The sequence below is a fragment of the Streptomyces sp. NPDC046215 genome, from assembly GCF_040646215.1.
GTDB lineage: Bacteria > Actinomycetota > Actinomycetes > Streptomycetales > Streptomycetaceae > Streptomyces > Streptomyces stramineus.
This window is the reverse complement of sequence record NZ_JBEYZW010000040.1, coordinates 43633-67033: the sequence shown is the minus strand read 5'-3', so window position 1 is coordinate 67033 and position 23401 is coordinate 43633. Positions and strand designations below refer to the sequence as shown.

Annotated in this window: 16 protein-coding genes and 1 pseudogene; 5 read left to right on the top strand and 12 right to left on the bottom strand. The window is 72.2% G+C overall.

All coding sequences use genetic code 11. The features are described from left to right. From ABZ951_RS19070 to ABZ951_RS19050, 5 genes and pseudogenes are all read right to left on the bottom strand, one after another. A pseudogene (locus ABZ951_RS19070) lies at positions 1–224 on the bottom strand (hypothetical protein); the annotation flags it as partial. An 86-nt stretch (positions 225–310) separates the two neighbouring features. Next, entirely contained in the window at positions 311–1846 is a 1536-nt protein-coding gene (locus ABZ951_RS19065; RefSeq protein ID WP_344098049.1) for a carboxyl transferase domain-containing protein, read from the bottom strand. 84 nt (positions 1847–1930) lie between these two features. Beyond that, the gene (locus tag ABZ951_RS19060) at positions 1931–3067 is read right to left on the bottom strand and encodes an acyltransferase (protein ID WP_361280297.1); all 1137 of its coding nucleotides are present in this window, start codon (positions 3065–3067) and stop codon (positions 1931–1933) included. A gap of 453 nt (positions 3068–3520) precedes the next feature. Then, positions 3521–5110: a S1 family peptidase gene (locus ABZ951_RS19055; protein WP_344098046.1), complete on the bottom strand. Its 1590-nt coding sequence runs from the start codon at positions 5108–5110 to the stop codon at positions 3521–3523. A 56-nt stretch (positions 5111–5166) separates the two neighbouring features. After that, a complete protein-coding gene (locus tag ABZ951_RS19050; RefSeq protein ID WP_344098044.1) occupies positions 5167–5553 on the bottom strand; it encodes a hypothetical protein in 387 nt (128 codons plus the stop codon). 297 nt (positions 5554–5850) lie between these two features. Here ABZ951_RS19050 and ABZ951_RS19045 point away from each other — a divergent pair, with 297 nt between their 5' ends. The 3 genes from ABZ951_RS19045 to ABZ951_RS19035 all read left to right on the top strand — a co-directional run bounded on the left by ABZ951_RS19045 (position 5851) and on the right by ABZ951_RS19035 (position 9936). Then, positions 5851–5991 carry a hypothetical protein gene (locus ABZ951_RS19045; protein WP_344098043.1) on the top strand — a complete coding sequence of 47 codons (141 nt, stop codon included), beginning with the start codon at positions 5851–5853 and terminating at the stop codon, positions 5989–5991. 163 nt (positions 5992–6154) lie between these two features. Further along, positions 6155–9511 (top strand): ALF repeat-containing protein, encoded by a 3357-nt coding sequence (locus tag ABZ951_RS19040; protein ID WP_361280294.1) that lies wholly within the window; start codon positions 6155–6157, stop codon positions 9509–9511. Further along, positions 9508–9936, top strand: coding sequence for a hypothetical protein (locus ABZ951_RS19035; protein ID WP_344092803.1), 429 nt, complete (start codon positions 9508–9510; stop codon positions 9934–9936). Before ABZ951_RS19040 ends, ABZ951_RS19035 begins: the two co-directional genes overlap by 4 nt. 100 nt (positions 9937–10036) lie before the next feature. On the opposite strand, the gene ABZ951_RS19030 is transcribed toward ABZ951_RS19035, so the two are convergent. From ABZ951_RS19030 to dnaE, 4 genes are all read right to left on the bottom strand, one after another. Beyond that, on the bottom strand, positions 10037–10525 hold the full coding sequence (locus ABZ951_RS19030) for a DUF402 domain-containing protein (protein WP_344092894.1): 489 nt from the start codon (positions 10523–10525) through the stop codon (positions 10037–10039). 114 nt (positions 10526–10639) lie between these two features. Next, positions 10640–11524, bottom strand: coding sequence for a triacylglycerol lipase (locus ABZ951_RS19025; protein WP_344092806.1), 885 nt, complete (start codon positions 11522–11524; stop codon positions 10640–10642). A gap of 161 nt (positions 11525–11685) precedes the next feature. Next, the gene (locus ABZ951_RS19020; protein ID WP_344092808.1) at positions 11686–12765 is read right to left on the bottom strand and encodes a hypothetical protein; all 1080 of its coding nucleotides are present in this window, start codon (positions 12763–12765) and stop codon (positions 11686–11688) included. Continuing rightward, positions 12762–16271: a DNA polymerase III subunit alpha gene (gene dnaE / locus ABZ951_RS19015; protein WP_344092811.1), complete on the bottom strand. Its 3510-nt coding sequence runs from the start codon at positions 16269–16271 to the stop codon at positions 12762–12764. The genes ABZ951_RS19020 and dnaE overlap by 4 nt, the downstream gene beginning before the upstream one ends. 154 nt (positions 16272–16425) lie before the next feature. Here dnaE and ABZ951_RS19010 point away from each other — a divergent pair, with 154 nt between their 5' ends. Both ABZ951_RS19010 and ABZ951_RS19005 read left to right on the top strand, forming a co-directional pair. Next, positions 16426–17484, top strand: coding sequence for a DUF3533 domain-containing protein (locus ABZ951_RS19010; RefSeq protein ID WP_344092813.1), 1059 nt, complete (start codon positions 16426–16428; stop codon positions 17482–17484). A 119-nt stretch (positions 17485–17603) separates the two neighbouring features. After that, positions 17604–18551, top strand: coding sequence for a hypothetical protein (locus tag ABZ951_RS19005; protein ID WP_344092814.1), 948 nt, complete (start codon positions 17604–17606; stop codon positions 18549–18551). Here the strand turns inward: ABZ951_RS19005 and ABZ951_RS19000 are convergent. The 3 genes from ABZ951_RS19000 to ABZ951_RS18990 are packed head-to-tail and all read right to left on the bottom strand — an operon-like array spanning position 18531 to position 23395. Beyond that, the gene (locus tag ABZ951_RS19000) at positions 18531–20618 is read right to left on the bottom strand and encodes an ABC transporter ATP-binding protein (RefSeq protein WP_361280291.1); all 2088 of its coding nucleotides are present in this window, start codon (positions 20616–20618) and stop codon (positions 18531–18533) included. The genes ABZ951_RS19005 and ABZ951_RS19000 overlap by 21 nt on opposite strands. Next, positions 20615–21607, bottom strand: coding sequence for an ABC transporter permease (locus ABZ951_RS18995; protein ID WP_344092819.1), 993 nt, complete (start codon positions 21605–21607; stop codon positions 20615–20617). The genes ABZ951_RS19000 and ABZ951_RS18995 overlap by 4 nt, the downstream gene beginning before the upstream one ends. A 6-nt stretch (positions 21608–21613) precedes the next feature. Beyond that, positions 21614–23395, bottom strand: coding sequence for an ABC transporter substrate-binding protein (locus ABZ951_RS18990; RefSeq protein WP_344092821.1), 1782 nt, complete (start codon positions 23393–23395; stop codon positions 21614–21616). Positions 23396–23401: the final 6 nt, after the last annotated feature.

Genomic DNA, 23401 nt, shown 5'->3' with positions numbered 1-23401 from the left:
CGCCCCGGCCCGCCGGGGACCTCCCCGCCGTGGCCCGGCGCGCGCCGGGCCACGGCGGGGCGGCACGAACGGGAACCCCGCGCGGCGCCGGGCGCCGCCCGGTGGACGGACGCGGCGGCGTGGCGCGGCGGGCGCACACCCTCGCGCGCCCCGCGGGGCGCAGGCACGGCCCCCCGGGCGGAGCCGGGGGTTCCGGGGCCGGTCTCGCTCGCAGTCTCGGTCACGAAGAAGACACTAAGTTAGGTAAGCCTAACCTTGTCAATTCCTTACGGGTGTATGACCGCAATGCCCTGTTCCCCGTGGCGGAAAATCACCGCGCCAGCCCGATGCGTCGATAGCGTGCGCGACGTTCGGCGAGGCGTTCACCCTGCTCACAGGCGGCGAGGGCGGCGAGTTCGGAGCCGAGGAGGGCGCCGAGGCGCGGCAGGAAGTCACCGTTGCCCTCCTCCTCGTCCTCTTCCACGAGGAGATCCACGATGCCGTTGGCCAGCAGGTCGGCGGACCGGACACCCTGCCGGCCGGCCACCTCGTACGCCCGGTCCGTCGTGCGGTACAAGATCGCCGAAGCGCCCTCCGGCGGCAGCGGCGACAGCCAGGCGTGCCGGGCGGCCACCACGCGGTCCGCGGGGAGCAGGGCGAGCGCGGCGCCGCCCGCCCCCTGGCCCAGCAGCAGGCACAGCGTCGGCGCCGAGAGGGTCACCAGGTCCGCGAGGCAGCGGGCGATCTCGCCCGCCAGCCCGCCCTCCTCGGCGTCGCGCGAGAGGGCGGCCCCTGCCGTGTCCACGACGGTGAGCAGCGGCAGGTCGAGCTCGGCGGCGATCCGCATGCCGCGCCGGGCCGCGCGCAGCCCGGCGGGCCCGAGCGCCTGCCCCTCGGCCGGTACCCCCGAGGCGGGCGCGGCGCGGCTGCCGCGGTCGTGCCCGAGCACGACGCACGGCGAACCGCCGACGCGCGCCAGGGCGAGCAGCAGCCCGGGGTCGCGCTCCCCCGCGCCGGTGCCGCTGAGCGGCGTCACGTCGGTGGCGGCGGCCGCGAGCAGCTCGCGCACGCCGGGCCGGTCCGGGCGCCGGGACTGCTGAATCGATTCGGCAGTGGGGACGTCACGCGGCCCGGCGGGGGCGGGCAGCGCGTCGCGGGGCACCGCTCCCCCGCCCTCGGCGCACAGCACGGCCAGCGCCCGGGCGGCGATCGCGGGCAGCCTGTCGGCGGGCAGCACCGCGTCCACCAGGCCGTGGGCCAGCAGGTTCTCCGCGACCTGGACGCCCGGCGGGAACTCCTCGCCGTAGAGGGCCTCGTGGACGCGCGGCCCGAGGAAGCCGATGAGGGCGCCGGGTTCGGCGGCGGTGAGGTGCCCGAGGGAGCCCCAGGAGGCGAGGACGCCGCCCGTGGTGGGGTGGCGCAGATAGACGAGGTAGGGCAGCCCGGCGGCCTTGTGGTCGGTGATCGCGGCGGTGACCTTGACCATCTGGAGGAAAGCGACCGTCCCCTCCTGCATCCGCGTACCGCCGGAGGCGGGCGCCGCGAGCAGGGGCAGCCGCTCGGCGGTGGCCCGCTCCACGGCGCGCACGAGCCGCTCCCCGGCGTCCACGCCGATCGACCCGGCGAGGAAGCGGAACTCGCACGCGACCAGCGCCACCCGCCGCCCGTCGATCCGCCCTTCGCCGGTGACGACGGACTCGTCCAGCCCTGTGCGCTCCCGGGCGGCGAGGAGGTCGGCGCGGTAGCCGGGATCCTCGGTGATCGCGTCCACGGGCCCCACGGGCTGGTCCCAGGACCGCCAGCTGCCGGGGTCGACGACGGTCGCGATGAGGTCGAGCGCGGACGCACGGGGACGGTTCGCAGTCATGCCCTCACCCTGCCACGGGCGGGGGCGGGGTTTCGAGACCTCACCGGCCCTGACGTGCGCCGCCCGGCGGGGCGGCACGGGAGGTCAGACGGCCTCCGGGGCGGGCTTCCGCCGGGTGCGGCTGCGGGTGAGCAGCTTGACGCCGGGTTTCTCGACCCATTCGTGCAGGAGTACCGCGGCGAAGACGGAAATCGACAGCACCAGGCCCGCGTGCAGCGTCACGGGGAGCACGTAGTGGTGGGAGGTGAAGAAGTGGTTGGTGCTGAAGATGACGATCTCGTGCACGAGGTAGAAGGCGAAGGAGATCTCACCGAGGTACACCACGTACCGGTTCCGGAAGGGAGAGGGCTCTCCCTTCACATCGGCGCAGGCGGCCGCCGCGATGGTGAGGGTGTACGGGATGACGGAGTCGGCGGCCCAGTGGAAGTTGTAGGGCATGACGTGCACGGGCCCGAAAACGACGAAGAGGGACAGGGAAAGGCTGGCGATCAGCCCCGGTCCCCGCCAGGCGCCGCTTTTCACGAGCAGCGCGAGGGCGATGCCGATGACGAACTCGATCAGTCGCACCGGCGGCAGGATGTAGAGCACGTACTTCGCGTCCCACCCGGTCGCGTGGCCGATGGGCGCCGTGTACAGCGGGAGCAGGGCGACGCACAGGTTGCCCACGATCACCGTGGCCCACAGCCCCCGGGCCGGCAGGCGCCTGATGAGGCGGATCAGGAACGGGAACGAGAGGTAGAACAGCGCCTCGCAGCTCAGCGACCAGGACACACCGTTGTAGCCGAACCACCAGTCGGTCCGGTTCGGGACCCACGACTGGAGCAGGCTCAGGTTCCCCAGCGCGATCTTGAGGTCGAGGGCCTTGCCCATCCAGACCATCGTGACCACGGCGAGGACGAAGGTCGCCAGGTGACTGGGGTAGATCCGGGCGAAGCGCCGCCGCCAGAACCCGGTCACGGTGTCGTGGGGCCGCGCCGACCAGGCGAGGACGAACCCGGAGAGGATGAAGAAGAACGAGACCGCCGAGGGCCCGTCGTAGAAGACCTGCCGCAGCTTCCCCAGGTGCCCGGAGGTGCCGGAGCCGCGCTCCTCGTAGAAGAAGTGGTAGCAGAACACGAGCAGCGCGGCGTACCAGCGCAGTCCCGTGAGCGAGTCCAGGCGCACCCGCGGGGTGGACGGTTCACCGGACAGCCGCGGGGCGACGGGGGATATCAGGCTCAAAGCGGTCATTCCAGGAGGAGGGGGCGAACCCCGCGCCGCCCGTCGCGCCACAGCCTTGCCCGAGACACAAGAGCCGACGCCGGCCGGCGCTGCGGGGTGCGCTCGCGGTCAGAGAGCACTCAGGGCTGTGATGAAGCAGGCGTCGCCGGATTCGGTGGGCCATTACGCCACTGTCGCGCGATGAGGAAGGTTGGGCGAAATCCATCATCAAAGGTGCTTAGTGGGCACTTGCCGGAGTATAGAAGGCTTCACCGGTAGATCAACACCTCTTACCAAGGGTAAGGAAGGGTTGCGGTCGCATCTTTTGCCCCACCTTGACCCTTGAGGGCTGCATGGCTGCCGAATCCGGAAACGGGACTCCGGAGCACACACCTCACACCGTCTCGCCCACACGCCGGCCCGTGACCCCAGCAGATACTGCGGGGTCACGGGCCGAGCGGCCGAAGGTCGAGATCAGCCGACGAGCTGCACCTCGCCGTGCGTGCCGTCCGCGTCCACGCCGGGGTAGTAGCTGACGTTGCCGTTGCTCCAGCGGACAAGAATGTCGTTGGGGCGGTTGGCGGCGGCGGTGAAGGAGCCGGTCGTCAGGATCTGGGCGTTCTTCCAGGCGGACTGGTTGGGCCGGATCCGGATGCGGTCGTGATACCCGGCGGTGTCGACGCCCGGGAAGAGACTGGTGTTGCCGTCGTTCCAGCGGATGACCAGGTCGGCAGTCGGCTTGCCGGTGAATTCACCGGCGCTGATCTGGGCGGCCTCGGTCCAGGCCGGGTCGGCCTTGGTGAGCTGGGATTCCTTGCCGACCTTGTTGGTGTCGGTGTCGGAGTACATGGACGTCGAGCCGTCGTTCCACAGCACGAGAAGATCGTCGCGCAGCGGGTTGGCGGTGAAGCGGCCGGCCGTGATGAGGCGGGCACGCTTCCAGGTGTCACTGAAGGCGAGGACCTTCTCGTCGTGGAAGCCGTACTGGTCGACGTGGGTGTACGTCGAGAGCTTGCCGCTGGCCCAGCGCACGGTGATGCCGTCCGAACCGCTGCCGGTGAAGCTGCCGCCGGTGACCGCCTGGGCGTCCTTCCAGTAGCTGCCCTTGGGGGCGACCTTGTACTCCGCGGAGTAGGGGTACTTGGGATCGTTGTGGTCCGCACCCTGGTAGATGCTGGCCGAGCCGTCCTTCCAGACCACGAACAGGTCCATGCGGCGCTTGACGCCGACCGCACTACCGGTGAAGTAGCCGGAGGCCATGTGCGCGGCGTTCTTCCAGTCCGCCCGGGACAGGAGGTTCCGGGAAGAGACGGTCTGGACCCAGCCGGCGATGTCGTCGACACGGGTGCCGGTGGCGCCCTTGCGGGTCTCGGTCTCGTCGCTGCCGAAGCATCCGGCCTGGCCCGAGGCACTGTGGATGCCGACCAGTTCGTAGCGGCCGCCGATGTCCCGGAAGGCGGGGCCTCCGGTGTCACCCTGGCACAGCACCGCGTCGTCGGCCTTGCCGGAGAGACCGAGGGAGGTGCCCTTGACCGACCCGACGGTGAACTTCGCGTAGTGCAGACGGTCGGGCACCCACTCGTCCTTGGTGCGCCCGTAACCGGAGGCCCACAGGTCCTCGCCCGGCAGCACGGCATTGAAGCCGATACCGGTGGGCGTGACGCCTGAGACCGGCGTCTCCAGCCTGGCCATCACCAGGTCACGGTCCTCGCGCGGCACAAGCTCGACGACGTTGACGACGCTTCCGGCCTCACGGGTGAGGTCGGTGCGCCCGATGGTGGCCGTCGTCTTCAGCTTGGGCGTACCCGCGGCAACCTTGAACCCCTGGGCCGGATTGTCGGCGAAGCAGCTGGCGGCAGTGATCAGCCACTGCTGCTCGACCAGCGCGGCCGAACAACTGCGCTGCCCTGCCCCGATGTCGAGCTTGGCAGTGAAGGCGTAGGTGCCGTCCTTGGCCGCCGTGCCCACGACGGCGTCGGCGGAAGTGGCCGTCAGCAGGCCGGCTACGGCGGTGGAGGCGAGGAGCCCAGCGGCCATGGCTGCGCGTGGACGTCTGGCGAACATGTGCTTTTCCTGTCTGGTTCTGAGTGGTCGAAGTGCGGCCCGGAAGGATCTCTCGATCAGCCGGTCACACGGAGCTCGACCAGGACCGTGGGCGCGGTCGGCGGGGTGCCGCCCGTTCCGACACCCTTGGCGTCGTTCTTGGGCACAGTGACGGTCTGGGTCTGCCCCTCGGCGGTGAGGCTGGCTCGAACCGCGACATCACCGGTCATGATGTTGTAGACCTTGGGGATTTCCAGCGTGAGGTAGCCGGCCTTTCCGGTGCCGGTGACCTTGAAGCAGTAGAGGCCGGGCTCGGTCTGGCCCGGGTGGATCACCGAGGTCATCACCTGGATGTCCCGGGAGACCTTGCAGTCGGCCAGCAGGATGTGCCCGTCGCCCTTGCGGAGCGCGATGCCCTGCTCCTTGAGGATCTTCGCCGCGTTCGGGTACTCGAAGGTCTCCACAGCGGAAGGCAGAGGGGTCTCGTCCGGCCCCGTCGAGACCGCAGCCACAGAGGGTGAACCGCAGGCAATTACGGAGACGACCCCGATAACGCCGACGAGCAGACTTCTGCGCGCGCGAGATATCACCAGAGAATCCTTCCAGGGAATACGCAAAGGAAATAGTGCCACGTATGGGCAAGATAAAGCCAACGGCAGGAAACCTACCATGCCGTTTGCTTTTACTTCCCCTTGACCAATCACGTGACCTCAATCTGCTTACTCAGCATTGGATACCGCCGGTAACTACATGACATAGACATGACATCGATCCTCTACTTCAAGCAACCCAGTTCGCAGTTCAAGGAAATTCCAGCCACCGTCACACCATCCGGGTTGATCAAGGGAGCTATGCTCACGGCGCCAAATACCGGCGTCATGCAACTAGCGATAGAGAACTGATGTGAGATATAAACTCTCCTTGGCGGGACCCGAGAGAAAACAAGGGTTTGGCACACGTCTCCTGTGCCTGACCCTGCTGCCCTCGTCCCTCCTCGTGGGCCTGCTCGGAACGACCCCCGCTGCCGCAGCGCAGGATGCGTCCGCCTTGGACCGGGGCCGTGTCGTGGAGCTGTGGACGACAGGCGGTCCTTCGGTCAAGGCCGCGGCCGAGGCCGCGCTGATGGGCACCGACGAGGACGTGCGCAAGTTCCTCGGCAGCGAGAAGGACTTCGCCGAACTCAGCGACGAGCGAATCAACGGGACACGGATCTTCACCGCGGGTGGAGTGACCGTCCGTGAGGTGGCCTTCAAGGCACTGAACGGTTCGCGGGACGAACTGCGCAGCTTCCTCAAGGACGGCTGGCGGGCCCCGTTCGAGACGGACATGCGGATCCGCACCACGCAGATCATGGAAGCGGGTGGTCCCGCGACCAAGGAGGCCGCCCAGTCCGCGCTGCGTGGCTCGATCGATGACGTCCGGAAGTTTCTCGACTCGGGCCAGTACTCGACCCGGGACAACGACGACCGGCTCAAGGTCACCCAGATCATGAGCGCGGGCGGCCCGGCGACGAAGGAAGCCGCGCAGGTGGCTCTGCGGGGCTCGATGGACGACATCCGCGAGTTCTTGGCAGTGGGCCAGAACGTGGCCCTTTCCCGGGATCAGGAACGGGCCACAGTCTCCCAGTTGGCACAGCGGGCCAAGGCGGCCGGTGACGTCGCCAAGCAGCAGACCGACGCGGCCAAGGACGCCTCGAAGCGCGCCGTGAAGGCTGCCGAGTTGGCAAAGGCTCAGGCGAAGAAGGCCGCCGAGGAGACTCAGGCGGCGGGCAAGGACGCCGGCCGGGCCGCCGGCGCTGCCGGGCGTGCGGCGGATGCGGCACAAGGCGCCGCCAGCGCCGCGCAGGAAGCGATCGAAGCGGCGCAGGCCGCCAACTACGCTGCGCGGATGGCCGCAACCGCCGCCGCGAACGCCGCCGCCGCCGCTTCGGCCGCTGCGGCCGCCGCCTCGCGGGCTCGCGACGCGGCCGCCGGCGCGGCGACGAACGCCGGCATGGCTGCGGCCGCGCGACAGGCCGCCGAGGACGCCGACGCCGCCGCGAACGCGGCGCAGACGTCCGGGGAGGCCGCCAAGCAGGTGGAGATCGCCGCGAAGGAAGCCGGTGCGGCAGCCGAAGCCGCCGCCGGTGCCAGCTACAACGCCGACGCTGCGGCGGACGCCGCCGACGAGGCCAGCGGTTACGCGGGCGGGGCGAGCGCCGAAGCCTCCCGGGCCAAGAGCTGGGCGGCGACGGCACGCAGCCAGGCCCGTGAGTCTCGCCGGGCCGCCATCGCGGCTCGGGACCTCGCCTACGCGGCCGCGAGCGCCGCGGGAGAGGCACGCGCGGCTGCCAACAGCGCTGCCGACCACGCCAGGAAGGCGGCGACCGCCGCAAGGGAGGCCGCGAAGCACGCGGGCGAGGCGGCCACGGCCGCGAAGGAGTCCACGAACCACGCGAAGGCGGCGAAGGACGCCGCCGACAAGGCGACCGACGCGGTCGAAACGGCCAAGAAGGTCCACGACGTGGCCACGAAGATCGAGGCCGAGGGTCTCAAGGCCAGGACCGCGGCCGGTATCGAGCAGGCCAGGGCGGAAAAGAGCGCCCAGGCTCTGGGCAAGGAAGCCGCGGATCGAGCCGAGAAGGCCACCAAGGAACTGGATGAGGAGGCCGCGCGCCTGGCCGCCGAAGCCGCCAAGCCGGGCACGGACCTCAAGGACGTGGCAGCGAAGGGCCGCAAGGTCGCCGTCCTGGCGATGAAGACCCGCGGCCCCTGGAGCCAGGCAGCAGCCAAGACCGCGCTCGCAGGCTCCGACGAAGCCGTCCGGGTGTACCTGCGCACTGGTTGGCAGCAGGCTGCGACGCAGGACGAACGCGCGAAGGTTCAGGTCATCGCGGTCGACAGCGAGTACGAAAGCCTTCGGAAGGCCGCCGCCGAGGCGCTCAAGGGGGACGCGAAGACGATCAGTGAGTTCCTGCGCACCGGTGGGTACGACGCGGCACTGACCGACTTCCGGGTGCGTGTCACCCAGATCATGGGCAGCGGTGGCACTGAGGTCAAGAGTGCGGCTCAGGCAGCGTTGAGAGACGGCTCCGTAGGCAAGCTCGTCGACTTCCTCCGCGAAGGTCAGTACGCCGCGCAGGTGACCGATGACCGCATCCGCGCCACTCAGCTGATGGGCAGCGGTGGTCCCGAGACGCAGGCCATGGCCAAGATCGTCCTGCAGGGGACTGACGAGGAGCTCCACGATTTCGTCACGGTCGGGCAATACTCGGCTGCCCGGAGGGACCACCTCACCGCTACCCACGTCGCCTTCGTGCAGCAGCTCATCGCCGAGGCCGCCGGAACCGCGGCCACCGCGCAGAAGAACGCAGCCGAGGCAGCCATCGTCGCGGTCAAGGCCAACAATGCCGCTGACCAGGCCCAGCGCTACGCCGATGAGGCCCTGAAGGCAGCCGGCGTGGCGAAGAAGTTCGCTACCCAGGCCGACGGTTACGCGAAGCAGGCCGAGACGTCGGCAGCGGAGGCAGCGAAGTCCGCGCGGACGGCCGATGCCGCGGCGACATCAGCGGAGGACGACGCCGCCAAGGCCGAGTACTCCGCGACACGGGCCATGGTCTCCGCCGAACAGGCGAGCAGCTCAGCACAGGCGGCCTACGCTTCCGCGGGTGCGGCCCGTGCCTCGGCCGAGGCCGCCGGCAAGGACGCCGCAGCCGCCGAGGCCGCCCATCAGGGTGCCATCAGGGCCCACGAGATCAAGGTGGCCGAGGCCGAGGCGATGCGCCGTGCGCAGTCGGAGATAGCCCGTCAGTCCGAGAGTATCCTCACGAACTTCGAGCGGTGGCAGCTTGAGAACCTGCGGTTGTCGGTCGCGTCCACCGGGGAGCCGGACGCATGGATTCTCGGGATGGAGTGGATCACCGGAACCGGTAAGAGGACGAACCATTATGGCGCCGAGGACCGGTTCACCAAGCAACTCCGCGGGGATCACTCGATGGACAAGGTGCGGGATGTAATTCGCGACAAGATCGCCAAGGGAATCAACGGCGGCGAAGAAGCCAAGGGCGGCTACAACGTAATGGGGCAGGAAGGCAAACTCCGCTTTGTCACCGACGCCCTGGACGTAGGGACGCTCGGACTTTTTGGCCGTGCTCAGAATATGGTGACCGGCAAACGGTACGGCACACAGACCTCAGTCTTTGTCGGCTCGTACGACTACGAATTCCAGGTCCTCTCGCGAGACTCCAAAACCGGGAAAGCTGAGGTGAAAATTACCGTCAGGAATGAAACCGATATCACCTCCTTGACGCACTATCCGAAAGTTCGGGACAAGATGGAGAAATACTTCGGCAAACCGCTTGACGCGTTCGCAAATTGGGCCGACGGCCCCTTCAGGACAAAGAGGCAAGAGGCGGCCTGGATCGAGATGATGGACGTCTCATGAGGAAGCTTGCCATCCCGCTATCGATACTCGGGCTCATAGTGGCCATGGGCACTGGAGCCTGCTCCTTCTCAGCTCCGGCCGAGGACGGCTCGGCGCAGCCGAGTGACTTCGCCGGCTCCTGGTCCGGCAGGCAGGGGGCAAAGGTGACCCTTGGCGAGGACGGCTCCGTCGTTGCCGTGGAACTCCCGACCGCTTTCTCAGTTGAGAGCAAAAAGCCCGTTAAATGGTTCACGGGCAAGGGAACTTGGGAGCTACAGAAGAAACCCAAACTAGGCGATCAGCAGATCGACCTCACTCTCGGTGAGGTGTTTGGCTCCAAAAAATGGGTGCGGCTACGGATCAAGGGTAAGGGCGCCCGAGAAGGTCTCTACATCCCGATCTCCGAGGACTCCGCAGAGGCATTCCCTTTGAAGAGAGCCTCCTAGTAGGCTGATCTCAACGCCGGAGCCCGACCAAAAGTGAAACGCTTGAGGCGGCGCCCCCGAGAAAGGGCGCCGCCTCAGGCATTCTCCGAGGTCCCCGCGCTCAGCCCAGCACCCCCGCCAAGCCCCCCGCCCGCGCCAGCGACTCCAGTTCGTCCAGGGCCGCGCACGCGGCCTTCGCCGCCGCCGGGTCGCGGTCGCGCAAACCGCTCTCCTCGAATTCGTCCTCGTCCAGGCGCAGGATTGTCGCGCCGTCCGCCGAGACCCACAGGTCGAGGTCCAGGTCCTCGATCGCCAGGCCGTCCGGGCCGGTCTCGGCGGGGCGGGTGATGTCGCAGTACCAGCCCTTCAGTACCCCGTCGGCGGCCCGCACCTCCTTGACCGCGTACCAGCGGTCGCGCCAGTAGTGCTCGGTGAAGACGTCGCCGGCCTCGAAGCGGACGAAGCCGAAGTCGCGGGTGCCCTCCCCCGCCCACGGTGCCCGCACCACGGCACGGGTGCCGTCGTCGCGGACGACCACCGCGGGGTAACGCACCTTGGTGCGGCCCGCCTTCACCAGTCTGACGGCCACCTCGGCGCCCACTGTCAGCATCGTGCTCACGTCTTCCCCGTCTGTCACTTGCCGGCCGGTCGGACGCAGCTTCTCCCGGGCGCGGGCGACGGGGCCAGCGGTTTTCCCGCCGGCCCCGCGTCGGTGCCGTGGGGCTCAGCTGACCATCGACGCGCAGCTCGACGGCGTGGCGTTGGCCGGGTCCAGCGCGTTGGCCGTCTCGTGGAAGGCGACGCGGTCGATCGTGCCGAGGGTGAGGTGCATGGAGATGTCGACCGCGCAGCGGTCCTGGATCAGGATGTTGTTGACGTTCGGGCCCTCCAGGAACTGGGTCCGGTAGGGCGTGACGACCTCGTCGTACCTGGTCGCGATCACCGTGTAGTTGACGCCGGGGACGGTGTCGCCGCCCTCGTTGAGGCGCTTCATGAAGTCCGAGCCGACGACCTGGTCGGTCAGGGCGGGGGCCATGCCCTGGATGGCGTCGCGGGCGCCGGGGACCACGTCCAGGAGCTTGGTCAGGCCCGACATGGTGGTGCCGTGGTTGTTGGGGGCTATGCCCACCAGGGTGTTGACCTTGGGGGCGCCGCCCAGGAACTTCAGGTAGTAGCGGGGCATCATGCCGCCCTGGGAGTGGCCGACCAGGTCGACCTTGGCCGCTCCGGTCTCGCGCAGCACCTTGTCGACCTGCGCGGAGAGCTGTTCGGCCGACTTCGCGACCGGGCCGAGGCCGTGGAAGACGGGGACGCCGGGCAGCTGGCCGTAGTCGAAGGAGAAGACGCAGTAGCCGCGGGCGACCAGGTAGGGGGCGAGGAAGACCCAGTTGTTCCCGGCGTTCTCCATCGTGCCGTGGACGAGGACGACGGGGCGCGGGTGGGCCGCCGTCGGCTTGCAGGAGTAATCGTTCAAGCCACTGGTGACCGACCCGGTGGCCGTCGCGGCGTGGGCCGGGGTGGCGGTCGCGACCGTCGGGGCCACGGCAGCCGCCACGGTCAGCGCCAGGGCGGGCAGCAGGTTGCGGAGGGATCTCCGGCGCAGTTTCATGTCAACTCCTCGCAGGTGGGGGGTGGGTACGCCGACGGAGCGCCGGGGGCCAACGGGCCCCTGCGCTAAAAGATCGTCAACTTACCCGCCAGTAGAGTGCGCAGATTTCTTGCTTGCGTCAAGCAAAACGGGAGATGTCCGGGAAGTTCGGCCCGGCGTGTTTACGCCACCCGCAGGGCGGCCGCGGGCCCCGCCGCCGCGGGGCCGAACCGCGCCCGTGCCCGGTCGACGGCGGCCTCGGCGCGGCGCGCCTTGTCGTCGGCGGGGTCGAACGTCAGCTGGTGCGCGGCGAGGGCGGCGTCGCCGAGACCCTCCGCGCGCAGCGCCACGGCCCGCACCCGGGCCCGTTGCAGGGCGAGCGCGCCGTGCAGCGCGTACGCGGTGGCGGTCAGCGCGGGGGTGTGCGCGGTCGGTTCGGCGAGGGCCCTGGTGCGGGTGGTCGACGAGCCGTCCGCGTACCGGACGGTGAGGGTCAGACCGCGGGCCACCTGGTCGCTCTCCCGCAGCCGGGCGCCCAGTTCGTCGGCGAGCGTGAGCAGTGCGCGGCGCCGGTGGTCCCCGTCCAGTTCGTCGCCGGGGAAGCGGTGTTCGGCGCCCATCGAGCGGGCCCGCGCGCCGGGGGTGACGGGCGTCGGGTCGATGCCCCGGGCCCGCTCGTGGATCCGGCGCCCGGCGGCCGCCCCGAGGATCCGCTGGAGCGCGGGCAGCGGCGCGGCGGCGATCCGGCCGATGCTGTCGAGGCCGTAGGAACACAGGGTGCGGGCGGTGGCGGGGCCGACGCCGAGGAGGGCGGCGGCCGGCTTGCGGGCGAGGAACGCGGTCACGGCGCCGGGGCTGCCGGGGAGCGTGCGGATCTCCCCGGGCGGCCCGTCCTGCGCGGCCATCCGCGCGAGCATCGGGTTGCCCGCGATGCCGATCGTGCAGTCGGCCCCGTAGTGGGCGAGCGCCCGGACGCGCAGGAGTGCGGCGAGTTCGGCGGGGTCGTGCCCGAAGTACCGCAGCGCGCCCCGGACGTCCATGAGCGCCGCGTCGGGGGGCAGCGCCTCGACGACGGGCGTCACCTCGGTGAGCAGGGCGAGCAGGCCGTCGTAGGTCCCCTCGTCGAGGGCGCCCCGCGCGGCGGGGTGGAAGTGGACGTACAGGACGGTCGTCTCCCCGGCCCGCTCCGGGCCGCGCTCGCCGGACGCCGGACGGACCGGGCGGCCGGCGCCCGGGGCGAGGGGCAGCGCTCGGACGTTCATCCCGCGCTCCCCTGGCTCGCGTGCCACAGCTTGCGGCCCGTGGGGGCGCCTTCGCCCGCGGGCCGGAGGTCGGCCCAGGGGTGCATGGCGTAGCCGGTGGGCAGGTGGATGCGGCGGCCGTTCGCCGCGGGCGCGCCGCCCGCCGGAGACGCGCCGTCCGCCGCAGGGGCGCCGTCCGCGCCGGAGGGTCCGGCCAGGAGCTCGGCCACCGCCGAGAGGCCGCCTTCCGCGCGCAGGGCGGTGAGCTCCGCGAGGTCCCACGCCGCCGCTCCCACCACGCTCAGGCTGCGCGGCCCCCGGCGCTGGACGACGCCGCGGACGAGCAGCAGCCAGGAGTGGAAGACGGTGTGCGCGCACGCGGCGTGGCTGTCGTCGAAGAAGGCGCAGTCGACCAGGCCCGTGCCGTCGTCCAGGGTGGTGAAGATGACGCGCCTGCCGGAGCGGACCGGCGGGGTCTGGGTGGCGGCCTTGGCTCCCGCGACCAGGACGGTCTCGCCGTGCCGCGCGTCGCGCAGCCGCTTGGCGGACAGCGCGCCCAGTTCCGCCAGGAACGCCCGGTGGTCGGACATCAGGTGGCGGGAGGTGTCCATGCCGAGCACGGTCAGCTCGGCGCCGAGGCGTTCGGCGTCGTCGAGGTCGGGGAGGCCGGCCGGCTCGGGCCGTGCGCCGTCGGTCAGCGGCAGCTGGGCCGGGGCGGCGCGGTGCTGCCGGTGGAGTTCGGCGATGTGCAGGAGCAGGTCGCGGCGGTTGGCGCCGAAGGCGTCCAGCGCCCCGACGCGGGCGAGCCCTTCGGCGACGGGCCGGCTGGGGCGGGCGCGCCGCCACAGGTCCTGCAGCGAGGTGTACGGGCGGCCGGCCGTGATGCGCTCCGTCTCGGCCTCGGTGATGCCCTGGACCTCGGAGAGCGCGAGGCGGACGCCGAAACCCTCCATCTCAGACACCAGTTCGATTTGATAGGCGGCTGCCGACCGGTTCACGTCCAGCGGCAGGATCGGCACCCCGCGCCGCCGGGCGTCCGCCAGCAGCAGCCGCTTGGGGTACATCCCCGGGTCGTGCGTGAGCAGCCCGGCGTAGAAGGCCGCCGGGTGGTGGGCCTTGAGCCAGGCCGACTGGTAGGTCGGCACGGCGAACGCGACGGCGTGCGCCTTGCAGAAGCCGTAGCTGCCGAACGCCTCGACGATCTCCCAGGTGCGGCGGACGACCTCGGGCGCGTAGCCGCGCTCCGTCGCCCGGTCCCCGAACCAGGTGCGCACCCGGCCCAGCAGTTCCGGGTCGGACAGCGCGCGGCGCGTCTCGTCGGCGAAGTGCCGGTCGCAGCCGGTCATGATGTGCAGGATCTCGATGATCTGCTCGTGGAAGACGACCACGCCGCAGGTCTCGCGCAGCGGCCCTTCCAGGTCGGGGTGCGGGTAGCGGGCGGGGGCCCGGCCGTGCCGGGCCTCGATGAAGGGCCGCACCATGTCGGCCGAGACGGGGCCGGGCCGGAAGAGGGAGATGTCGACCACCAGGTCGTGGAAGGTCGAGGGCTGGAGCCGGCCGATCAGGTCGCGCTGGCCGGGGGACTCGATCTGGAAGCAGCCGAGCGTCTCGGTGGACCGGATCAGCTCGTACGTCGCCCGGTCGCCCGGCGCCACCTGGGCGGGGTCGTCCAGGTCGAGCCGCCGTCCGGTGGTCCGTTCGACCTCCCGCACCGCGTACGCCATCGCGGACTGCATCCGCACGCCCAGCACGTCGAGCTTGAGCAGTCCGAGGTCCTCCACGTCGTCCTTGTCGAACTGGGCCATCGCGAACCCCTCGCCGCTGGTGGGCACGACGGGGGTGCGGGCCCGCAGCGTGGCGTCCGAGAGCAGCACCCCGCACGGGTGCATGGCGATGCCGCGGGGCAGGGCGTCCAGCGCCTCGACCAGGTCCCACAGCCGGGTGTCGGAGCGCCCGTACCGCGAGGCGTCGACGCCGCGCAGCTCGGGCAGTTCGGCCAGGGCGGAGCGGGCGTCGCGCGCCCGGATGTGCGGGAACGCCTTCGCGAGCCGGTCCACGTCGGCGGGGTCCATGCCCAGGGCCGCGCCCACGTCGCGGATCGCGTGCCGCACCCGGTAGGTCTCGGGCATGGCGACGGTCGCGACCCGGTCCGCGCCGAAGCGGTCGAAGATCGCGCGGTAGACGTCCAGGCGGCGCGCGGACTCCACGTCGATGTCGATGTCGGGCAGCGCGGCGCGGCGCGCGGAGAGGAAGCGCTCCATCAGCAGGCCGTGTTCGACGGGGTCGGCGTGGGCGATGCCGAGCAGGTGGTTGACGAGCGAGCCGGCCCCGGAGCCGCGGGCGGAGACGCGGATGCCGAGGGCGCGGGTGTCGTCGACGACCTGGGCGACGGTGAGGAAGTACGAGGCGAAGCCGCGCCCGCCGATGACGTCCAGCTCCGCGTCCAGCCGGTCCCAGTAGCGGCGGTCGTGGCCGCGGCCGCGCAGCACCAGGCCCGCGGCGCAGCGGGAGCGCAGCACCCGGGCGGCGGTGCGGCGCCCGGCCCCGACCAGGTGCGGCTCGGGGAAGTGGACGGTCCCCAGGCCCAGGTGGTCCTCGGGGTCGACGAGGCAGGCGGCGGCGGTCTCCTCGGTCATGGCGAGCAGCCGGTGGGCGGTCCCGCGCCGGAATCCGGCGGCTTCCGCGATCCGGCCGGCGAGGGCGGCCATGTCGCCGGGGCCCTTGAGCCAGCGTTCGCCGCTGTCGAGGGCCTCGGGCCTGCGGCGGTCGACCGGCACCAGCCGGCGGGCGGCGTCGAGGACGTCGGCGACGGGCCCCTGGCCGGGGTCGGCGTAGCGCACGGCGTTGGTCAGGACGGCCGGTACGCCCTGGTCGGCGGCGAGGCCGAGGGTGCGGGCGGCGAGCCGCAGCGAGCCGGGGCCGGTGCCGGTGCGGCCGTGGCAGACCACTTCCAGCCGCAGGGCGTCACCGAACATTTCCCGCCATGGCGCGAGGAGCCGGGCGGCCCGGTCGGGGCGGCCGGCGGCGAGGGCGCGGCCGGGCTCGGAGCCGGGGCCGAGGAGGACGGTCAGCGGGGCGCGGATCCCGGTGGCGGCGGCCGCGAGTTCCTCCCAGGCCAGCTCGGGACGGGCGGTGGGCGCGGTGGCGGCGGCCGGTTCGGCGTGGGCGGCGGAGACCAGTCCGCACAGCGCGGCCCAGCCGGCGGCGCCGTCCCGGGCGAGGAAGGTCACCCGGGGCGCGGACTCGTCGACGAAGGCGCCGCCGCGCACGGGGGTGCGGCGGCGGGCCGTGGCACCGGGCCGCTGGGCCCGTTCGCGTACGGCCAGGTCCACGCCGAACAGCGGCCGGACCCCGGCCTTGGCGCTCGCCTTGGCGAAGCGGACGGCCCCGGCGAGGCTGTCGCGATCGGTGAGGGCGACCGCGTCCATGCCGCGCTCGGCGGCCCGCTCCGCGAGCCGTTCCGGGTGCGTGGCCCCGTACCGCATCGAGAACCCCGACGCGGTGTGCAGGTGCGTGAACCCTGCCATCGCACCTCCTGCCGCTCGCGTCACCCCCTGGCTGATTTCCGCCCTCCCGTATCCACCATAAACCAACACTCGAACATTCGTACGAACATGAACGGGTCGCCCGAACGGACCGCACCGCCTGCGGCGGGCCCCCGCACCCCGCAGGCTCGGGACCATGGCCGCCCAGACGCCCGGCACCCCGGGGACCTCCGGTGACAGCACTCACATCCCCTTCCTCCAGGAGGTGCGGGAGGCGGTGACGGGCCGCGCCGCCCTGCTGGTGCTCGGCGCGCTGGTGCTCCAGCTCGCGTTCATCACCTCCTACGTCGGGGCCTTCCACGCCCCGAAGCCGCAGGACATCCCCCTCGGTGTCGTCGCCCCCCGGCAGGTCGGCGACCAGCTCACCGACCGGCTCGGCGCCCTGCCGGGCAGCCCCCTGGACCCCCGCACCGTGGCCGACGAGGCCACGGCCGTCCGGCAGATCCGCGACCGCGACCTGGAGGCCGCGCTGATCGTCGACCCGCGCGGCACCACCGACACCCTGCTCGTCGCCGGCGGCTCGGGCGCCTCGCTCGCGCAGGCCGCCGAGGCCGTCGTCACCCGTGCCGAGGCGGCCGAGAAGCGCTCCCTGAAGGTCACCGACATCGCCCCCGCCGCCGCGGGCGACGCGCGCGGGCTGAGCTCGTTCTACCTGGTGGTGGGCTGGTGCGTGGGCGGTTATCTGTGCGCCGCGATCCTCGCGATCAGCGCCGGGGCCCGCCCCGCCAACCCCCGGCGGGCGAGCTTCCGGCTCGCCGCGCTCGCGCTCTACGCCCTCGCCGCGGGCCTGCTCGGCGCCGTCATCACCGGGCCGGTCCTTGACGCGCTGCCCGGCAGCGTCCTGGGGCTGTGGGGGCTGGGCGCGCTGGTGGTCTTCGCGGTCGGGGCCACGACGCTGGCCCTCCAGGGGCTGGCCGGGATCATCGGCATCGGCCTCGCCATCGCGATCGTCGTGGTGCTGGGCAATCCGAGCGCGGGCGGCGCCTACCCCTACCCGCTGCTGCCGCCCTTCTGGCGCGCGATCGGCCCCGCCCTGCCGCCGGGCGCCGGCACCTTCGCCGCCCGCTCCATCGCCTACTTCCGGGGCAGCGCGCTGACCTGCCCGCTGCTGGTGCTCTCCGCCTGGGCGGTGGCCGGCACGGTGGTCACGATGGTGTGCGCCGCGGTCCGGCGCAGGAACCACGGCCCGGCCTGACGGCGCACCCCGGCGCGTGCGCACCCGCGTGCGCCGCCCGGTGCACTGATGAGCCGTGGCTACGGCACGGCGCCGGGGGGACCCTGAGGACTTCACGAGCGCTACCCGGTGAGGAACCCATGCCCAGCGACCGGCCGCCGATCATCGCGCCCCGGGCCAACCCGCACGCCCCCGAGGCCGCCGTGTTCATCGACCGCTGGGTGCGCCGGACGGGGCTCATTCAGTCCTTCTCCGCCCAGCAGCGCTTCCGCAAGGCCGGCTGCGCCGACTACGCCGCGCGCGTCATGCCCGACGCCGACCGCGAGCGATTAAAGCGCGGCGCGGCCTGGCTGGTGTGGCTCTTCATCCTCGACGACCAGGTGGCGGAGCACGGGCCGGGCGGGCTGACCGGCCAGTCCCCGCCCTTCGCCGACGCCCTCCTCGACTTCCTGCCGCCGGACCTCCGCCGGACGCCGCCGCCGCGTACCGCCGCGCAGCGGGGGCTGGCCGACGCCTGGCGGATGGTGGCCCCCGCGATGTCACCGGCGTGGCGCCTGCGCTTCCTCGGCCGCTTCCACGCGTTCCTCGGCGCCCGGCTCATGGAGACGGCGGGCCGCGAGTGCCGGGCGGCGGGGGTGAGCCGGCCGCTGCACGACCTGATCGAGTACACCTGCGGGTACGAAGTGCCGCCCCCCGTCCGCGAGCTGCCGGCCTTCGGGGCGCTGACCGGTGCGGCCGTCCTCCCCCACCCCCGGGAGCGGGGGTTCCCCCCTGAGCTCCTCGCCGCCCGTGCCGCGGCGGTCCGCCGGGCGCGCTCCCGCCTCGCGCGGGACATGGCCCGCCGGGGGCTGCCGCCCGAGGTGACGGCCCCCGCCGCGGCCTACGCCGGAGCGCTCGCCCGCTGGCTGGGCGGGCTGCCCGGTGACGGGGAGCTCCCCTCGCGGCACCGGCGGCTGAGCTTCACCGAGGACGTCACCGGGGTGCCGGTGGACCTGCTGCGGCCCCGGCGGCCCGTGCCGCCGCCCGCCCCCTCCACGGGCGACGGCACGGGGGCTCCGGCGGGGGTCTCAGAGGGCGGCCGCGAGTAGCTCGCGCGTGTAGTCCGCCTTCGGATCACCGAAGACCTCGTCCCGGGGGCCGCTCTCCACCACCGTCCCGGCCCGCATGACGGCCACCCGGTCGCAGAAGTGCCGTACGACGGCGAGGTCGTGGGAGACGAAGAGCAGGGAGAGGCCCAGTTCGTCGCGGAGGTCCATGAGGAGGTTGAGCACCTGGGCCTGTACGGACACGTCCAGCGCGGACACCGGCTCGTCCGCGACGATCAGCCGGGGGCGCGGGGCGAGGGCCCGTGCGATGCCGATGCGCTGGCGCTGGCCGCCGGAGAACTCGTGCGGGTAGCGCGAGAGGTGCGCCGGATCCAGCCCCACCTGCCCCAGGAGCTCGGCCGCCCGGTCACGGCGGGCCGCCGCACCCATGCCGGTGTGCACCCGCAGGGGCGTGGTGACGATCTCCTCGACCGTGCGGCGCGGATTGAGCGAGGCGTACGGGTCCTGGAACACCAGCTGCACCTCCCTGCTCAGCTCCCGGCGGAGCCGGGTGTCGACGGCGGCCCGGCCGATGTCCCGCCCGTCGAACCGGACGCTCCCGGCGGTGGGCCGCTGCAGCCCGGCGAGCACACGGGCGGTGGTGGACTTCCCCGACCCGGACTCCCCGACGAGACCGAGGGTCTCACCGGCCCCGACCCGAAGACTCACCCCGCGGACCGCCCGCACGGGGCGGGACCGGCGCCCCCAGAGGGTGCGGCGTCCGCCGAATTCGACGTGGAGGTCGATGACTTCGGCGAGACCGGCGGGGCTCGGCCCCGCACCCTTGGCCGCCGCAACGGGAAGCACCCGGTGCCCGGCCGATGGCGGCCCGGTATCCACTGACACCGCCACCGGGACGGCCCCACCGGCCAAGGCCGGCCCGGCACCGGCGGGGCTCGGCCCCGCACCCTTGCCCGCTGCGACGGGGAGCGCCCGGTGCCCGGCCGGTGGCAGCCCGGTATCCACTGACACCGCCACCGGGACGGCCCCACCGGCCAAGGCCGGCCCGGCACCGCCGGCATCCGCCGTGGGACGACCCGCCGTCGCGGCGGAAAGAAGGGAACCGGCATCGCAACCCACCCCACCGGCGGCAGCCGGCCCGGCACCGCCGGCATCCGCCGCGGGACGACCCGCCGTCGCGGCGGAAACAAGGGAACCAGCACCGCAACCCACCCCACCACCGGCAGCCGGCCCGTCATCGGGACCCGCCGCGAAAGCCACCGGCAACCGCACCCCCGGCACCGTCTCCAGCGTCGGTGCCGCGTCGATCAAGGCGCGTGTGTACGGGTGTTGCGCGTTCGTCAGCAGCGTGTCGGCCGGGCCCGATTCCACCAGGTGGCCGTTCCGCATCACCAGCATCCGGTCGCACGTTCCGGCGACGACGCCCACGTCGTGGGTGATCAGCAGCACCGCCGTGCCGCTCTCCTCCCGCAGCTCCGCCAGGAGGGACAGCACCTGGCGCTGCACCCGCGCGTCGAGCGCCGTGGTCGGCTCGTCGGCGATGAGGACGTCCGGGGCGTTGACCAGCGCCATGGCGATCATCACCCGCTGCCGCATGCCGCCCGAGAACTGGTGCGGGTAGTCGCGGGCGCGGGTCGCCGGGATGCCCACCCGGTCCAGCATCTCCGCCGCCCGGGCCCGGCCCGCCGCCCGCCCCGCGCCCGAGTGGATCCGGTACGCCTCGGCGATCTGCGCGCCCACCGGGTGGAACGGCGAGAGCGCGGCCAGCGCGTCCTGGAACACCATCGCGATCCGGGCGCCCCGCAGGGCGCGCACGGCGGAGTCGGGTGCGCCGACGATCTCCGTGCCGCCGACCGAGATACTGCCGCTCACCCGGGTCCGGGCGGCGTCGTGCAGCCCCATCGCGGCGAGCCCGACGGTCGATTTGCCGGAGCCGGACTCCCCTACCAGGCCGAGGACTTCGCCGCGGGCGAGGTCGAAGGAGAGGCCGTGGACGGCGGTCACCGTCCGGCCCCGGCCGGTGAAGGAGACGGCCAGGTCACGCACCCGGAGCACCGGATCCGACGGAGGGCCGCCCGACACAGCACCCGGTCCGAACACCTCAGTCACGCGAGCCTCACCCTCGGGTCGAGCCAGGCCACCACCAGGTCGGCGAGGGCCACGAACACCACGACGAAGAACGCGGCGAGCAGCACCGTGCCCACCACCGTCGGCAGGTCGTTCTGTACGACGGCGTCGACGGCGAGCTTGCCGACGCCTCCGAGGCCGAAGACGGTCTCGGTGATGAACGCCCCGCCGAACAGCGCCCCGGCCTCCAGCCCGAGCAGTTGCACCAGGGGGGCGGCCGCGCCGCGCGCGGTGTACTTCAGGTGGGCCCGGGTGGCGCCGAGCCCCTTGCCGCGCGCGGTGCGCACGTACCCCTCGTGCATCGTCTCCAGCAGCTGGGAGCGGGAGAGCCGGGCGAAGACGGCGGCGTTGACGAAGCCGAGGACCAGCCAGGGCAGCAGCAGCCCCGCGGCCCACGCGCCGGGTCCGTCGGCGAACGGCGCGTACCCGGGCACCGGGAACAGGCCGGTGGAGTAGACCAGCAGGTACTGCAGGGCGTAGCCGAGGAAATAGATCTGCACGCTCGCGCCGACCAGCGTGAAGCCGGACAGCAGCCGGTCGGCGGCCGTGCCCCGGCGGAGCGCGGCGGCGAAGCCCGTGCCGGCGCCGAGGACGACGATCACGGCGAGGGCGCCGCCCGCGAGGGACAGGGTGACGGGGAAGCGGTCGCCGATGGCGTCGAGGACGGGCTGGTGGAGGGTGTAGGAGTAGCCGAGGCAGGGCGCGGCGCAGTCGATGGGGGTGCCGTCGACGTCGTCGATGGTGCGGCCGGTGAGGAGTCCGCGCAGGTAGTCGGCGTACTGCTCGGCGAGCGGCTGGTCGAGGCCCATGCTGTGGCGGACGGCTTCGACCTGGCCGGTGTCGCACTTGGGGCCGCAGGCGATGAGCGCCGGGTCGGCGGGGGCGGCGTAGAAGAGCCCGAAGGCGGCGGCGGTGATCGCGAGGAGCACCGCCGCGGCCTGGAGGGCGCGCCGCAGGACGTATCCGGTCATGTCAGGTCAGGGCTTCTTCACGTACAGGTCGGCCGCCGCGATGGAGCCGTAGATCGGGTGGATGGCGGCGCCGCCGATGTTCTTCCCGCGGAACTGGGTGACGCTGGTGTAGAGGAAGGGCACGACCGGGACGTCCTTCATGACGGTCCGCTCCAGGTCGATGAGGGCGTCGGCCTTCTGCCGGGCGTCGCCGATGCCGGCGATGCGCTCCAGCTCCTTGTCGACGGCGGGGTTGGCGTAGCGGATGCCGTTGGCGAGGGCGTCGAGCTTGCTGTGGTAGCTGTCGGGCAGCAGGGTGGAGGGGGTGGGCCAGTCCACGGAGTTGGTGGAGATCCACAGGTCGTAGGGGGCGTCGCCGCGGAAGACCTCGCTGGTGAACGCGGCGGGCTCCAGCGGCTTGGTGACGAGCTGGATGCCGGCCTTGGCGAAGGCGTCGACGAGGACCTGGGCGAGGCGGTCGTCCTGCGGGCTCTCCGTCTCGTAGGCGTAGGTCAGCGACCGGGGCCTGTCCTTGGCCCGGGCCAGGTGTTCCTTGGCCTTCTCGATGTCGCCGGCGGGCCGGACGGGGTAGAGGTCGTACTTCTTCCAGCCCACGACGGCGGGCGAGGAGAGGGTGGTGGCGAAGTCTCCGACGCGGGGGCCGCCGAGGACCTGGCGGGCCTGTTCACGGGGGAAGAGGTAGTGGATGGCCTTGCGGACCTCGGGGTCGGTGACCCGGCTGTTCTTGATGTAGAGGTCGTTGGTGTAGGCGCCCTGGCTGCCGGCGACGAGGAGTTCCCGCTTCCCGGGGTCGCGCCGGGCCTCCGCGTAGATCTCGGGCGGGAGCTCGCTCTTGGTGGTGACGGTGCCGGCGCCGTCTCCACGGCCGCTCAGGACTTCCTGCGCGGTGTTGAGGATCTTCTTGCCGAAGGTGAACTCGAAGCGGTCGGCGTACTGGTGGCGGATCGGGTCGGTCTCCGGCTTCCAGTGCGGGTTGCGCTCCAGGGTCAGGCTCTGGTTCTGCCGATGCTCAACGATCTTGTACGGGCCGGTGGCGAACGGCTTCACGTCGTAGCCGGTGCCGGTGTCCTTGTCCTTGCGGACGGGTGAGGAAGAGGACTGGGCGGCCATGTAGGGGACGTCGGACTGCGGCCGGGGGAAGCGGAAGACGAGGGTCTGCGCGTCCGGGGTCTCGATGGCGTCCAGGTCGCCGTCCCCGGGGCCGCCGTACTTCTTGACGGCGGCGGTGCGGTCCTCGGAGCCGGTGAGCCACTCGGGCCAGTAGGTGGGGCCGAGTTCGAAGCCGGGGGCGAAGGTGCGCTCGATGCCGTACTTGACGTGCTCGGAGGTGATCGGCTGCCCGTCCTCCCAGGCGACGCCGTCCTTGAGCCGGTAGGTCCAGGTGCGGCCGCCGTCGGAGGGGGTGCCGGTGTCGGTGGCGAGGTCGCCGACGAGCTTGGGCTTGCCGTCCACGACCTGGTACTGGGTGAGCTGGCGGCCCCACAGCAGCGAGGTGCTGTAGCCCTCGCCGGCGTAGATCTTCTGCGGGTCGAGGTGGCTGTAGTCCTTGAGGTTGGCGACCTTGACGGTGCCGCCGCGCCGCGCGCCCGGGACGGCGGGGGCGGGGCCCCGGCTGTCGTCGGCGGTGCCGAGGGTCGCGGTCAGCCGCTGCCCGCTCCGGGCCGCGGCCGTCCCGCCCTGCTTCTCCCCCGCGTCCGCGCCGGCGCCGGCCGAGCAGGAGCACACCAGCAGGGCGACGGCAGTGGCGAGCGCCGGGACGGCTGCGGTGCGCGGGCTGATTCGGGCCATGGTGAA